17 protein-coding genes are annotated in these 15100 nt (G+C 38.7%); 13 read left to right on the top strand and 4 right to left on the bottom strand.

Translation table 11 applies throughout. From position 1 onward, the window contains the following. Positions 1–450, bottom strand: a 450-nt coding sequence (locus OMU_RS04780; RefSeq protein ID WP_010730286.1) for an ISL3 family transposase, incomplete at its 3' end; no start/stop codon positions are given. Positions 451–864: 414 nt separating this feature from the next. Here OMU_RS04780 and OMU_RS04775 point away from each other — a divergent pair. Genes OMU_RS04775 through OMU_RS04740 form a run of 8 tightly spaced genes read left to right on the top strand, consistent with a single transcriptional unit; the run spans position 865 to position 8814 of the window. Further along, positions 865–2790, top strand: coding sequence for a BglG family transcription antiterminator (locus OMU_RS04775; protein WP_016178836.1), 1926 nt, complete (start codon positions 865–867; stop codon positions 2788–2790). 4 nt (positions 2791–2794) lie between these two features. Beyond that, positions 2795–3121: a PTS lactose/cellobiose transporter subunit IIA gene (locus tag OMU_RS04770; protein WP_016178835.1), complete on the top strand. Its 327-nt coding sequence runs from the start codon at positions 2795–2797 to the stop codon at positions 3119–3121. Positions 3122–3150: 29 nt separating this feature from the next. After that, complete coding sequence (locus tag OMU_RS04765; protein ID WP_016178834.1) at positions 3151–3489, top strand: PTS sugar transporter subunit IIB; 339 nt, start codon at positions 3151–3153, stop codon at positions 3487–3489. Positions 3490–3504: 15 nt separating this feature from the next. Continuing rightward, positions 3505–4854 carry a PTS sugar transporter subunit IIC gene (locus tag OMU_RS04760; RefSeq protein WP_016178833.1) on the top strand — a complete coding sequence of 450 codons (1350 nt, stop codon included), beginning with the start codon at positions 3505–3507 and terminating at the stop codon, positions 4852–4854. 49 nt (positions 4855–4903) lie between these two features. After that, positions 4904–5986 carry a M24 family metallopeptidase gene (locus OMU_RS04755; RefSeq protein WP_016178832.1) on the top strand — a complete coding sequence of 361 codons (1083 nt, stop codon included), beginning with the start codon at positions 4904–4906 and terminating at the stop codon, positions 5984–5986. Beyond that, positions 5970–7016, top strand: a complete 1047-nt coding sequence (locus tag OMU_RS04750; protein ID WP_016178831.1) for a M42 family metallopeptidase — start codon at positions 5970–5972, stop codon at positions 7014–7016. The genes OMU_RS04755 and OMU_RS04750 overlap by 17 nt, the downstream gene beginning before the upstream one ends. Continuing rightward, entirely contained in the window at positions 7003–8193 is a 1191-nt protein-coding gene (locus OMU_RS04745; RefSeq protein WP_016178830.1) for a MalY/PatB family protein, read from the top strand. Before OMU_RS04750 ends, OMU_RS04745 begins: the two co-directional genes overlap by 14 nt. A 39-nt stretch (positions 8194–8232) precedes the next feature. After that, entirely contained in the window at positions 8233–8814 is a 582-nt protein-coding gene (locus OMU_RS04740) for a dienelactone hydrolase family protein (RefSeq protein ID WP_016178829.1), read from the top strand. 38 nt (positions 8815–8852) lie between these two features. Here OMU_RS04740 and OMU_RS04735 read toward each other — a convergent pair whose 3' ends face one another. After that, positions 8853–9032 carry a basic helix-loop-helix domain-containing protein gene (locus OMU_RS04735; protein ID WP_016178828.1) on the bottom strand — a complete coding sequence of 60 codons (180 nt, stop codon included), beginning with the start codon at positions 9030–9032 and terminating at the stop codon, positions 8853–8855. 74 nt (positions 9033–9106) lie between these two features. Here OMU_RS04735 and OMU_RS04730 point away from each other — a divergent pair, with 74 nt between their 5' ends. The 4 genes from OMU_RS04730 to OMU_RS04715 all read left to right on the top strand — a co-directional run bounded on the left by OMU_RS04730 (position 9107) and on the right by OMU_RS04715 (position 10811). Continuing rightward, complete coding sequence (locus OMU_RS04730; protein WP_016178827.1) at positions 9107–9286, top strand: hypothetical protein; 180 nt, start codon at positions 9107–9109, stop codon at positions 9284–9286. Positions 9287–9361: 75 nt separating this feature from the next. Beyond that, a complete protein-coding gene (locus OMU_RS04725; protein WP_016178826.1) occupies positions 9362–9550 on the top strand; it encodes a CsbD family protein in 189 nt (62 codons plus the stop codon). Positions 9551–9728: 178 nt separating this feature from the next. Continuing rightward, a complete protein-coding gene (locus OMU_RS04720) occupies positions 9729–10196 on the top strand; it encodes a cysteine hydrolase family protein (RefSeq protein WP_016178825.1) in 468 nt (155 codons plus the stop codon). A 15-nt stretch (positions 10197–10211) separates the two neighbouring features. After that, positions 10212–10811 (top strand): short chain dehydrogenase, encoded by a 600-nt coding sequence (locus tag OMU_RS04715; protein ID WP_016178824.1) that lies wholly within the window; start codon positions 10212–10214, stop codon positions 10809–10811. Between the two features lie 239 nt (positions 10812–11050). Here the strand turns inward: OMU_RS04715 and OMU_RS04710 are convergent, their stop codons facing one another. Beyond that, on the bottom strand, positions 11051–13144 hold the full coding sequence (locus OMU_RS04710) for an LTA synthase family protein (protein WP_016178823.1): 2094 nt from the start codon (positions 13142–13144) through the stop codon (positions 11051–11053). 193 nt (positions 13145–13337) lie between these two features. Next, positions 13338–14081 (bottom strand): epoxyqueuosine reductase QueH, encoded by a 744-nt coding sequence (locus OMU_RS04705; protein WP_016178822.1) that lies wholly within the window; start codon positions 14079–14081, stop codon positions 13338–13340. A gap of 263 nt (positions 14082–14344) precedes the next feature. Here OMU_RS04705 and OMU_RS04695 point away from each other — a divergent pair, with 263 nt between their 5' ends. Further along, positions 14345–15076, top strand: a complete 732-nt coding sequence (locus OMU_RS04695; RefSeq protein ID WP_016178821.1) for a GntR family transcriptional regulator, LSA1692 subfamily — start codon at positions 14345–14347, stop codon at positions 15074–15076. Positions 15077–15100: the final 24 nt, after the last annotated feature.

The raw sequence follows: 15100 nt of genomic DNA, 5'->3' as shown, positions 1-15100 counted from the left end.
CTGGTAATGCTTCGTTGCTTCACGCAAGATCCGTGTCACCGTCCCATCCGAGACGAAGTACTTCTTAGCGATTAGTTTACGTGATTGATTTTCGTACAGTTCCATGAGAATCGCCTGCTTCAGTTCCTTTGTTAGTTGATGATGTTCATCAACTAAGTCCGTTTTCGCAGAAAAGGTCCGTCCACAATCATGGCAGAGAAAACGGGTACGTTTTAATTCTAAAATAGTTAACTTTTCTTTGACTTTCAACATCTGAGTGCGTGTCGTATAGGAACCGTTGCGGATAATACGAACCGATCGACAGTGTTCACAATAGGAAGGAGAGTCATCCAATTTTCCTTTAATAAACTGCGCTTGAACGCCTTTATATTCTTTTTCAATCAGCCATTCTTCATCAAAAAATAAATGTTTATCTGTTAATCCGAGTAATTTTCTAGTATGATTATCCATTGAGAGACTCCTTTGGTAGGGTGACGTTTTGGTCGACTAAATTTTACCAAAAGTGAGTCTCTTTTTGAGTTGAAACGAAGAAAAAAGTGTTAGTAGAAAATCGCCTTCGATTTTCCACCAACACAAAATATTATAGAACCTCAAAACGTAAGTCCTTCCAAAAGAGGGGCTTATTTTTTTACTTTCATTAGTAAAGAATTGCTTCAAAGTTAAAGATCCCGTGTTTGTTATTCTAAAATACAAATTATAAGTTATTTTATTAAGTAGTATGCAAACTGTAACTTTAATATCTAATACAGATTAATGGTAAGAGAATTATTCATTCAGTCTAATTTTGCATGTTTAATTTGTAAAAGTTGCCATTTTAAGTAAAGGGCTTACATTGTATAGTTTATTTGTAAGCGGGAGGTAGTTATGAGACAAGAAAAAATTGTTGAATACTTATATGCAAAGAAGCAAGCGATTGCTCCCAGGGCATTAGCCGCTAAATTTCAAATATCAGAACGAACTTTGGCGAATGATATTAAATGGCTGAAGGAAATCGGTTCAAACGAAGGATTTACGGTCGAACGGGTTCGTTCAGCGGGTTATCAGTTGAAGGTTTTCGACAACGTTCGATTTAGTAGTTATCTGTCGAAATCGAAAAAGCAAGAGCAGGTAGATAATTCAAGTCCGCAGGAGCGAATTAAAAATATCGAGCTATTGCTACTGTTCCATGAAGAGTACATTACAATGCAGCAGATTGCAGAATGGTTAGATGTCAGTTTGTCGACGATCAAAGCGGATATCAAACAGGTCGAACAGTTTTGTGACAATTATGATCTGACACTCTTTAGTAAAGCCCATTACGGCTTGAAGATCATGGGGACAGAAAGTAAAAAAAGACGAGCGATCTTATACTTAATTCGTAATACGATTCATACGCCGGTTTTGACGGAAAAGTACAAAGAGTTCAATTTTGTCTTCAATGAAGAAGAGCTTCGGCAGCTTTTAAAGGAGCAATTGTTAGAAAATCAATTGAAGATTAGTGATATCGTTTTTGAAAACATCGTTCAACATATTCGCTTGTTAAGCTTTCGCATCCTGCAAAACAATACCTTGAACAGCGAAGAGTTGGAGGAGCATGCAATTAGCGATGACTATGATCGTTTGACGGAAAAATTAGTCGGTTATTTAGAAGAGACCTATCAGTTGAATTTCTCGTGTGCGGAAAAAAATTATTTAGAAGAACAACTGCGTGGGAAATTTGCTGTTTTAGATGATCCTGCTAGTAATCAGCAATTGAGACAGGCGATCGATAAATCCTTGGAATTGGTAGACCGCCGTTATCACACGAGTTTTCGGCAGGATCAAGATTTAGCCAATGCGTTAATGATGCATGTAGCCCCATTATTGCAACGTCTTTACACCGGTCATCAGCTGGAAAATCCGATTATTGAGGATATTTACACGCAATATGCCAATGTATTTAATGTAGCAATGGTCTTTATCAATGAACTGAATAAAGACTTAGATGCGGATATCAGCAAAGATGAGATTGGTTATGTAGCGATTTATTTCGCGGCGAGCTTGGAAAAACAATCTAATCAAGTGATTGATGACTATCAGAAAATAGCAGTGATCTGTTCGACAGGTGGCGGGGCGGCTTATTTACTAAAAGTCAATTTGGAGCGATTGTTCAGTAATGCGAAGGTTGAAACATTTGCCCTCAATGAAATTGAGCAAATTGATGCTAGCTTTGATCTTTTAATCTCGACTGTACCGCTGGAGCAAACCGATTTTGAGATACCGATCATTTACACCAAAACGATTTTAAGTCAGACAGAGATCACAAAGATCGAAAAAGATTTGTACCTGTTAAGAGAATCGAAAAATAAAGTCTTTGATGTACACCAGTTCATTCTCAGTTTATTTGATGAGGAATGGTTTCAGATTAATGAAGAATCTAATGACTATCTGGAGCTTTTGGAAAATGAAGGTGCTCATCTTGAAAAGCGCGGCTGGGTTGAACGTGGCTTTAAAGAAAGTGTTTTAAGTAGAGAAAAGATGATTGATACGATTTATCAGCAAGGTGTTGCAGGGCCCCATCCGATGGAGCAGGCAGCCATCAAGGAAGTCATTGATGTGATTTTACTGAAAAAACCGCTGATTTATCGGGAGAAACAAGTAAGGATCATTTTTCTAATCAATATCAAAAAGGATCACTTGAGCCTGCATAAAGAAATCAGTCGTTTAATGATCAAGATGATGGATGATCCACTTTTAGATACGCAACTAACAAAAATGACGAATTTTCAAGACTTCAAGTCTTATATGAAAAGTTTAATGAAAGAAGGATAAAACAATGACCGATCAAGAAATGGATATTTTTAAAATTATTTCCGCAGCAGGAGATTCACGAGGTTCTGCTTTTGAAGCGCTACGTCTCGCCCGCAAAGGAAAATTCGAGGAAGCCGAAGCGAAAATGCAGGAAGCCAAGGAAAAAAGCATCGATGCACATGATGTGCAGACCAAGTTGATCACCGGTGAGATCAATGGAGATAAAACGGAGACGAGCTTACTGATGGTACATGCGCAGGATCACTTAATGACCAGCATTCTGGCTCGAGATTTGATTGAGGAAATGATCGGTATGCTAAAGGAACAAAGCGAAGCCAAGACTTTGCAATAAGATAAAAATTTATTAGGAGGATTTAACACATGAAAACATTACTCGTTTGTGCAGGGGGCTTTTCAACGACCATGATGATGGAGTCAATGAAAAAAGTAGTCAAGGAATCAAAAAGTTTAGATGAAAAGGATTATCCGATGGAAGCGATCGGTGTCGATAAGTTAGAACGTTACATCGATGATTACGACGTGATTTTAGTCGGTCCACAGTTGAGCCATAAATATGATTTCATTAAAGGAGAAGCTGACAAAAGTAATAAACCAACAGTGTTGTTAACGTCAGATATCTATGGGTCAATGGATGGTGCCACGGTTATGAAGCAGGCATTAGTCGCATACAGAAAAAATCAAGCATTAAAAACAAAATAGTTAGGAGTGTAAAAAATGGAAAATCCAAAGAAACAGGGTGCCTTCGAAAAAGTTGAAGCATTCATTCGTAAGACACTGGTTCCAATTGCGAACAAGGTTGACAGCAATCCTTACTTAACGGCGATTAAAAAAGGAATGGTCGTTATGACGCCAGTGCTGCTATTGGGTTCGATCGCGGCGATTTTTCCGTCGATTCCAGAGTTTATCAAAACACCAGGCGTTGCGAGTTGGTTTGAAAATTATGGGTATATCTTTGGCATTATTTCAAAAGTTTCATTAGGTCTTGTTGGGTTGTATGCGGTATTGGCGATCTCTTATTTTTTAAGTGAACATTACAAGCTGTATACAGTTGGTTCTATGATGCTATCAGCCATAGCTTTTCTAATTGTTGCAATGGATGTTGACGACAACGGCAATATCGTTGCTAGTTATCTAGATTCAAAAGGGCTCTTTACTGCCATATTCGTAGCCATTATTTCCGTTAAACTCTATCAGTTCTTTACGAAGCATAAATTGGTGATTAAGATGCCGGAAGGGGTACCGGATTTTGTCTCTAGTTCATTCGAATTGATCACACCAACCGCAGCGATCGGAGTTTTATTTATTGTGATTCGTGCGGTGACAGATAGTCTATCTGGTGGGGTTTTACTCCCACAAGTAATCATGGATGTTTTAGCACCTGCTATTGGCAGCTTGGATTCATTATGGATTATTTACTTTGTATTAGTTTTGCGTTTGGTTTTCTGGTTCTTTGGGATTCACTCAGCCGTATTATCGCCGATCTTATCACCAATTGCGGTACAGTATTTGTCAGAAAACATTGCGGCTCATGAAGCGGGGGAACCACTACAGCACGTAATTACAAATGGAACATTGTCAGCTTTTGCAAACTTCTCAGGATCAGGCGTTACGATCGGGTTAGTTTTAGCAATGCTGATCAGTAAATCTTTACGCTATAAAAAAGTCGGAGCAGTTGCTTTGCTGCCTTCACTGTTTGGGATCAATGAGCCGGTGCTCTTTGGTGTGCCGATTATCCTGAATCCTGTGTTGATGATTCCATTTATTTTCGGCGGTGCCTTAGTGGGAATGTTTCCGATGATCTGTATGAAGCTCGGACTATTGAATTTCCCGATCTTTGATCCGCCATATGTTCCAGTATTTATGGAGGGATTTCTGACTGGTTTTGACTGGCGTGCGATCATTATTCAGGTAATCCAAGTTGCGATGTCTTTTGGTCTATATCTGCCATTCTTTAAAGTTTTAGAGAAGCAAGAATTAGAACGTGAAGCATTATTAGAAGCTGAAAAAGCCAATTCTGTCATTTCAGATGACGATGAACAATATTTAACCGATATTGATTTCTAGCCAAAAAGGACAGCTTGGACTGTCCTTTTTGCTTTAAGGAGCACAACGAATGAAAGTAGAAAAATTACGAAAAAAATTAGCCGAAGAAAAACTAGATGGATTACTGGTAACTGATAAAATTAATCGCCGATATTTATGTGGCTTTACTGGATCGAACGGTCTTTTGTTAGTTACTGAAAATGCACTGCAATTATTTATTGATGGACGGTATACGCGACAGGCTCAGCAGCAAACGCAAGGGGTCGAAATTTGTGAAATTCCTGTTGGCACCAGCCTAATTGAAGTACTACGACCTTTTGTTAAGGGGGCTGTATTCGGTTTTGAAGCAGGGACGATTACTTATCAAAGCTTTATTAATTTTCAAGCTTTAATGGGAGCAGTCGGCGGACGATTAGTTGCAACAAAGAATATGATCGAAGAATTACGCATGCTCAAAACACCAGAGGAGCTATCTGCAATTAGACAAGCGGCCAAAATTGCTGATCAAACACTAGAAATGATTTTACCGTTGATTCGCACAGGTATGACAGAGTTAGAATTAGCCAACGAGATTGACTATCGCAGCAAAAAACTAGGGAGTGAAGGTCCTGCCTTTGAGACAATCGTCGCCTCTGGCCCACGAACAGCTTTGCCTCATGCCCATGCAGGCAACAAAAAAATTGAAGCCAATGAGTTAATTATGATCGATTTTGGATCGATCCATCAAGGTTATTATTCAGATATTACACGAACTTTTGCGTTTGGCGAAGTGGACAACGAAATCATAGAAACGTATCAAAAAGTTCTAAGCGCTCAAAAACAAGCGATTGAGACAGTCGCTTTAGGAAAGCCATTAGGAGAGATTGATCAAGTTGCACGGCTTGTCTTAGAACAAGAAAATTTGGTTCAGTATTTCAGCCATAATCTTGGTCACGGAATCGGACTATCTTGTCATGAGTATCCAGCCTTAGCTCCAAATGAAACGCTATTAATCGAAAAAAATATGAGCTTTACCATTGAACCAGGAGTGTATTTACCAGAGAAGGCTTTTGGTATTCGGATTGAAGATGACGTCGCGGTAAACGAATCGGGACACGCTGAAATCCTAACGCATTTTAACAAGGAGTGGATGACAATTGATTGCAACCGATAAATTATTGATGCAATTATCTGACTTAGATGCATTGCCAGGACAAGAAGCGCAAGTCCAGCAAGCATTGCAGGAAACGATTCAAGGTCCGATAACAAAGGACTCATTTGGCAATCTGTATTTTGGCGATTTAGAGACCAAAAAGAAAAAAATCGCGCTCTATGCACATATGGATGAGGTAGGATTTTTCGTTCACCATATCACGGAAGATGGGTTCGTCTATTTTTACCCAATTGGCGGTTGGTGGGGGCATGTGGTTTTAGGACAGCAGGTCAGGGCAACATGTCGTAAAAATGGTGCAATTTTGGAAGGGATCGTGGGGACGTTATCCAAAACTAGCCACAAACTGACAGAGGTTGTACCGATCAATCAAATGTATATTGATTTTGGTGTTCATTCAAAATCAGAATTAGAAGAAGCAGGTATGCAGATCGGTGACATGATTTTACCGAATACAAAAGCAAGAAAAAGCTTTAATCAGAAGAAGATTATGGGTAAAGCGTTGGATGATCGAGTGGCATGTACGATCATGGTGCAAGTCAAAAATCAGGCAGAAACAAAGAAGATCGAAGTGATTGGTGTTGGGACGGTTCAAGAAGAAGCCGGGACTAGAGGGTCTAAAGTCGCTGCTGCTCAAGTGGATGCAGACATTAATATCGTCATTGATGTTGCCAATGGGAAGGATACACCACATGCTGCAGATTTTCCAAATCGTATCCAAGGAAATGGTCCAGGCTTGGTTTTAGCAGATAAAACAGCGCTAGGAAACATCAAATTATTGGACTACTGTAAAGAAATTGCTGAAAAAAATCAACTTCCATGGCAATATGACCTACTTGGCGGTGGTGGCACGGACGCTGGTTCCGTACAATTATTTGCTGGCAAGCCAACATTGGTCTTCTGCGTACCTGTTCGTTATTGTCATTCATGGAACTCGATAGTTGAAATTTCTGATGTGGAAGCAACGATTGATTTACTTTCAGCAGTTATCCGTTCATTAGACGAAGGAGGAATTGAGCTTGAGCAATTTTAATCAGCAGCGTTCGCGTTACGGTACGTATTCTACCCAATGGGATTATGTTCAAGATCGCTTTGGTGAAAAAGATCTGTTGCCATTTTCTATTTCGGACACCGATTTTATGCTTCCTGATGGGACGATCGCGGTTTTAAATCAAGCGGTTAATCGTGGTTTCTTCGGCTATACTCGTTGGAATCATTTGGATTATAAACAAAGCATCAGTCATTGGTTCCAACAGGAGTTTGATTGTTGGATTGATCCCGAATGGTGTGTCTATTCTCCCAGTGTGATCTATAGTCTGTCGGTATGCATCCAATTATTGAGTAAAAAAAAAGATAAAATTATCACTTTAACTCCCTGCTACGATGCTTTTTTTAACTGTATCGGCGGTAATGATCGTGAATTAATCACTTTTTCACTAACAAACGTCAATGAACAGTTTACGATTGATTTCGCCGCACTGGAAAAAGCTTTTGCAACTGAAAAACCAACGATTTTTTTATTGTGCAATCCCCATAATCCAACTGGTCGAGTATTTACTCAAGGTGAGCTTACCCGCTTGATTTCCTTGTGTAATCAGTATCAAATTGCCATCATCAGCGATGAGATTCATATGGATGTGCGTCGTCCAGAAAAAAAACATTTGCCGATCTTAGCATTTATAGATCAACTCGAGATTCCAGTGGTTTTACTGTCTTCGGCGTCTAAAACCTTCAATTCTCCTGGATTAGGTGGGTCTTATGGAATCTTTTTTGAAGCTGGATTACGAGAAAAATTCTTGAGTGTTTTGAAGGGGCGTGATGGCTTGTCTTCGATCCCTTATCCTGCATTGCTTGCGACGATGGATTGCTATAACAATCAGAATAAATGGGTGGAAGAGTTGAATCAGACCATTGATGCCAATTTCTTAGAGTTGAAAAGAATTCTTGCTAGCGATTCACGAATTCAGTTTGAGATTCCCGAAGCTACCTATCTAGGTTGGATCAATATTGAGCAATTACCTTATACAATGGAAGAACTACAAACAGTTTTAGTCAAACAGGAAAAGGTAGCGATTATGAAAGGAGAGACTTACGGACCAGAGGGTGAGAGGTATCTTCGGTTTAATTTAGGTGCTCCAAAAGAAAAAATTATTGATGGCGCTGTACGTTTGATGCGAGCAATTCAAAGTTTAGATCAAAAATTCTCTTAATTTCTTCCCTTCATTTGTTAAAATGGAGTAAAAGTGAGGATGATTCTAATTAGCACAGCCATTGTAATTCTCCATGAAATCTATGGCATTAATGATTTCATGCTGGATCAAATCAAGTATTATGAACAGAGGGGCTTCACTGTTTATTGCCCTAATCTTTTGAAGCGGGCCTCTTTTTCTTATCAGGAGGCGGAACAGGCATACGAGCATTATTATGCTCATTATTCGGAGATCAAAAATTTCACTTTCAATTATTATATTGAGAAAATATCTCAGCTCCATGAAACGGTCTATCTTTTGGGCTTTAGTGTTGGTGGCACACTTGCTTGGCTTTGTAGTGATGAGCTGGAGTGTGCTGGGGTGATTGCCTGCTATGGTTCGCGAATCAGAGACCATCTACAAATTATGCCAAAGTGCCGGACATTGCTGCTTTTTTCTCAAGAACCTGCTTTTTCAATAGAGAAAACAGTGAAAAGTTTAGAAGGAAAACAGAACACAACTGTTCGTCTTTTTACGGCTAAGCACGGTTTTCTAGATTCCTATTCTGCAAATTATCATCCTGAGACTGCAAAAGCGGCACAGCAGGAAATTATTTGCTTTTTGAATGAAACATTTGAGTAGGTAAAGTAAAAGCAGAGAAGCGGCCAATACTCCTTGGCTTACTTCTCTGCTTTTTCGTTCCATTTTTTTGGACTCCAAATATTTCCCTCTAATGCGACTTGTAAACTTTCATTGTCATCTTCTAATTGTTCGATATATTTAACTGCCTCATCGATGATAAATTGGTACTTCTCATCAGAAATTGCAGTCAATTGTTCCTGTAACCATGTATTTCGCATTTACTTCACCTCAAAAGCAGTGTAGCATAGAATTAGTCGATATCTCGTGTGGGATGCTTGGGAGGAATTTTACAATGAAGATAAATGAAAGCGTTCTTATTGAAGCAAAGGCAGAATTAGCTGCAGCAAAAATCGAATTGGAACGATTAGAGCATTTAACTTTTTCCAGTGAGTTGAAAGAAGAGCGGATTAAATCACTAAAACAGGAAATTCAACAGGCAGAGCGTTTGTTGAATACGCAAGCAGATATTTAGCCTTCTCATTTCTTCGATGGTAGAATAATTTTAGAGATATTTGGTGCCTATTTTATCAATAGAGGAGGATTTGTTATGGCAAATAACGACGAACTAAAAGGTAAAGTGAACGAGGCAAAAGGGAAAGTAACAGATGATGAAACGACCGAATTAAAAGGCAAATTTCAACAAGGATTCGGTAAAGCAAAAGACAAGGCAAAAGAAACAGCAGATGATGTTGCTGGTAAAATCAACAAAAAGCTCGATAAAGAAAAAGAAGATTAATACATTAAGACCTGCTGCGGCGGGTCTTTTTTTTGGGGTCAAATATTTCTTATGATCAACAAAGCAATTCATGAAGTCAGCAGTTTAAAGCGATCAATCAGCTGGGACTATTGGATGAAAGCCTTCTTTGTTTGCTATATAATACTATTAAGAAGAAAAATGAAAGGTTGAGGTTGTCGTGTCGCAAACTGCATTATTGGTCGTGGATATACAAAAAGGAACATTAGCACCATTGATTGGCAAAGAAAATTTTTTGAAAAATGTGAATGGATTGATCGATTATTTTCATAAAGAGGATCTTCCTATCGTTTTTATAAAAAAGGCTGGGTATGGTGAACTTTCGCAGAAATTACACCGTGAACCGGAGGATCTAGTGATTTCAAAGATTCAAATGAATACATTTAAAGCACCAGAATTCCGATCGATCATTTCTAAACATGATTTTCGGAAGTTTGTGGTAGTTGGCTTAATGAGTAACGCGTGCGTCCAAAGTACGTGTAAAGGGGCTTTGGCAGAAAATTATCCTGTGACATTAATTGAAGATGCTCATGATTCTGTTATTAAACCAATGCGAAATATTTGGAATAGGAGGTTACATGATCTAGGTGTAACGATTATGACCACTAAAGAGTATATAGAAAAGTAAAAGGAGTGACTAGTTGTGCGTATTTTAGTAGTTGGTGGTAAAGGAACGATCGGTCAAGCAATTGTTGAAAAATTGAAGGAACATCACGAACTGATTATAGCTGGAAGAACAAGTGGCGATGTACAGGTGGACCTAACATCTGTAGAGAGTATCGAAACAATGTTCAAGAAGGTTGGACATGTAGACGCGATCGTAAATGCTTCAGGAACAGCCAAATTTCAACCAATAGAAGAAATGACCCCTGAAGATAATCTAGTGGCGGTACAAAGCAAGCTGTTAGGGCAGATCAATCTGGCATTAATTGGACAAAAATATTTACGACGTGATGGCAGTATTACATTAACGACAGGCATCATGAAGGACGATCCGATTCCAGGCGGGGCTTCAGCAGCAATGGCCAACGGTGGTGTGGCAGCTTTTGTAAAATCAGCAGCCATTGATTTTACTCAGGGTATTCGCATCAACTGTGTCAGTCCCAATGTTTTAGTAGAGTCCTATGATAAATTCCAAGATTCCTTTAGAGGGTTTGTACCTGTACCAGCAGAGCGCGTGGCAATGGCATTTGTAAAAAGTGTCGAAGGAAAACAAACAGGGCAAGAATATCAGGTGTATTAAAGGGCGAGAAATGATATAGAATACAATAATAGATGGTTATTTTTCACTTGAAGCCAGTATTGTTTTAGAAATATTAACTTTGACTGAGCCGAGCTGCGCGCCGAAAAAAAGCAGATAGCCATTTTTACTAAAACGAATTATCAGATTTTTTCCTAGGATAAATCCGTTATTCTACACATATTGGAATTTAAAGTAACAAAACGCGAAAACAGTGTGTTTAAACTGTTTTCGCGTTTTTGTTAGTCATTTTTTTCAGTGGTGTATTCTTTAAAGGATTTTGTTTTGTACAAATCTTCTGTTGATTGCTGATTATTCTTCGAAAAGACGCTGGTTGATTGATCACCTAGCTTTTTCTCAATCCCGTTTAAGTTTTTGATGGAATTTTTATAATTGATTTCCTCTACTTTAACCGGGCTCAATCCACTGTCGTAATAAAACCGCAACAGATCCCCATTATTGATCTGATCGGAGATATTTAGCTGTTCCTCGACTTTCTTTTTAACTTCTTTGGCTTCTTCCAGTATTTCAGGCTGACTAAAGTTCAATAGAGCCCCTGTTTGATTATCGTAAACATCGCCCTTATGGTAAGAATAGTCCTCCGTAACAAAATCTCCATTGCGAAAGGCGACTAACTGTTCTCTATTAGGAGAAAGCAGGTCGTGTCCCAGCAGCATTAAATCATTAGAATCATAACCAACTAAATGCAACAACGTAGGCAATACATCGATTTGTCCACCATAAGTATGATTGATCGTTCCCTTTTCTTGGCCCGGAAGATGAATGATCAAAGGCACCTTTTGTGCTTCGATGGTATCAAAGGTCGTCCAATCATCTTTGCCAAATAATTCTTTAGTTGCCTCAATTCGTGAGTCAGAAATACCGTAGTGATCGCCATATAAAACGATCATAGAATTTTCGTAAAGTCCGCTGGCTTTTAGATAATCAAAAAATTCTCTGATGGCTGTATCAGTGTAATTCGCTGTTGCAAAATAGCCGTCGATCGTTGAGTCGCCGGTATCTACTTTTGGGAAACCATTCTCCGCTTCAGGTAATTCAGAAAACGGGTAGTGGTTAGAGACAGCTAAAAATTTCGCGTAAAAAGGCTGCTGCAGGTGCTCCAAATATTTCACTGATTGCTGGAAAAAAGGCTTGTCATGCAACCCGTATTGGAAAGAATTCTTATCATTTAAACTATAATAACTAGAGTCAAAGAAATGCTGGTAACCAAATCGTTTATATGTTTCGTTGCGATTCCAAAAATTTCCAGCATTACCATGAAAGGCTGCAGTTGTATAACCTAATTTTTGATCAAAAACCGCAGGTGCGGCATTAAAGGTATTCTTGCCACCTAACTGTGAAAATAGAGAGCCTTGATTCAGCCCAAACAAGGAATTTTCCAATAATGTTTCTGCGTCACTGGTTTTTCCAGCACTGACCTGATGGTAAACATTGTCAAAGCTGAAAGAGCTTTGACTGTGATACAGACTATTTACAAAAGGCATGACTTCATGCTCGACACCGTTTTCGTCTTTCAGCTTGTAATCAATCAAAAATTGATGGGCACTTTCTAGATGGACATAGATAATATTCTTATCTTTAGCTATACCAAATGTTTCCTTATTCATTTCCTTTGGCTGCTGCTTGAGTTTTTCCGCTAAAACTTCCATATCATTAGGGCTGGCCTGTGCACGAATTTGTGAGACTTGGTAGGTTTTGACGCCGTCGTAAACGGTATAGGCGTTGATTCCTAAATATTTCACTAGATAATCTCTAGAAAACGTTCTAGTCAATAAGCCTGGACGACTTGTTTCCGCCAGTGCAATATTTCCAGCAAGAAACAATAACGAAGCCATCGTGACTGTAAAAGCCAGCTTTGCTCGAACGGGACGAGTATCTACTGGGAGTTTCTTTAGTAGTAAAGCGGCTAGTACAGCAATACAGTCCAGAAAATACAGAACATCATGAGGCTTAAATAGTCGTATAGCACTTTCTCCAAGTCCGCTGGCGACTTTTCCCGCACCTAATATTGTATCAATGGTAAGAAAATCGGTGAATTCTTGATAATAAACCACGTTAGCAAAAAGTAAGATGCTAAGTAACAAGTAAATGAGATATCCTGTAATATAGGCAGCTTTCGTTCTCCGGATAAACAAAAAGATCGACAAAAAGAGCATTGTGGACGCTATCGGATTGATTAGCAGAATAAAAACCTGAAGCGCATTATCTAAACGCAAGTCGAAATCGACCAGATAGGCAAATAGATTTTTGGCCCATAATAATAGCGTTAATATGAGAAAGAAGCCGAATCTCGAGTTCAGTTTTTCTTTGATCATGTCATAACCTCTCTTAGTCTTTGTTCTAATTAGTTAATTGTATCGAAAAAACGGTTGGTATGTAAAGGCTATCAATACGAGATATAACAAAATTTAGAGAAAAAGCAATGATCCGCGAATATAGTATAAATTTTATATGAGATTTGATTTTTTTCAAAAAACGAACCGATAGTTTTTTCTATCGGTCCATTTTCTATGCTTCGGTTGGTTGTTTCTGGTATTCCTTCACGAAGGCTTTTGCCTCTTTGTTAATTATTTTCAAATCGCATCCCTGTTGCTTTGCTGCAAATACACAGCCGCAGTAGCATTGGCGATACACATCGTACTCTTTACACATCTCAATCGAACGTTGGTAGCCGGAATTTTTTTTAAAATCACTTGTCAAGTAATGCGTATTGTAGATTTTTTGGATATCCATACCGATTTGATTGATCAATTGGCTATTTTTTTTCGGGGAAATCGTTAAGGCACTACCAAAATAGTCGAAACCGCGTTCCAACGCTTCTTTTGCTGCTAAGTCTAAGCGCATATTAAAGCAAGCGGTACAACGTTTCCCGCCTTCAGGTTCTGCGATCAATTCCTTTTGCTGCATTAACTGAATGAATTCATTCGGTTTATAGTCGTCAATAATCAAATCAACTTGATTGCCAGTCGCTGTATTAAAGTCATGGATAAATTTTTCTTGAACTAAAACTCGACGTTGATATTCACTTTCAGGATGGATGTTTGAATTTGAGAAGAAGATCGTCACATCTGCGTGCTGGGTCAAAAATTCCAAGGTATAGGTACTGCAGGGTGCGCAACAGGAATGAATCAAAATTCGTGGGCGGACTTTTTCTTTTTCCCACGATTGAATCATCTTATGCAACACACGGTCATAATTTATTTTTTGGTTATTCATTTTCTCAACGATTTCCGTTGCATCTATTATATTCATCAAATCACCTGAAGGTATTATAAGGGAAATGAAGTTAGAAAAAAAGACGATTGAGAAGCACTTTAAGATTAAAAAAATGGCTTAAAAGTAAAAAAAAGCTGAGAATGATTGAAATATATTTAAAACTGAATATAGTATATACTGTAAGGTATATACCGAATGAGACGGAAAAAGTTAATCTAGCCAAGCTGTGGAAGAATCAGTATAGTGAAAATGAAGATTGGATAGTAGATAGAAAGAAATAATCGAAAAAGGGAGAAATTATGGAGGATAAGAAAACGACAAAGGCGAAATTTAATCAGGTATCCGCTGAGATCGAAAAACGTATCCATGAAGGAATCTATGTAAGCTCACAAAAATTACCTTCTGAATATGACTTGGCGAAGGAGTTTGATTGTAGCCGCTTAACGATTCGTAAAGCCATCGATGATTTAATCGGCAAGAATATTTTGGTGAAACGGCGCGGTAAGGGAAGCTATGTAATGTCACAGCCAAAAATTCAAAGTGGGCGCTCTGGGCTGCAAGGCTTTACTGAAGCCGCGAAGGCCTATGGAAAAACCAGTAGTACAGAAGTTATTTCGTTTAAAAAGGTTAGTGAGCCGTCAGAGGAAATTCTGAACGCACTGCAACTAGAAGAAGATCAACCAATCTATGAGTTGGTTCGGCGGCGGATATTAGATGATGAACCAATGACAGTGGAAAAAATTTATTTGTCCGAGTTTTATGTAAAAGGGTTAAAAGCAGAGGATTTCAGCGGCTCGCTATTTAAATTGCTAGAGGAAAAAACCGAGATTGCCTATTCTCATCAGGAAGTGGAGGCAATTTTGGTCAAACCGGATCTTTCAAAATTACTGGATGTACCGATGGGAGACCCCTTGCTGCAAGTCTATTCTGTGACCTATGCATTAGACGCGACACCGATTTTTTACGATATCTCTTACTATCGCTCGGATCGTTATGTCTTTAAAACCACACTTACTCGCTATGGCAAATAAAGCAAGTACAACTAGGGAGGCTCT

The organism is Enterococcus avium ATCC 14025 (assembly GCF_000406965.1).
GTDB lineage: Bacteria > Bacillota > Bacilli > Lactobacillales > Enterococcaceae > Enterococcus_A > Enterococcus_A avium.
This window is presented reverse-complemented; position numbering and strand designations above follow the sequence as displayed.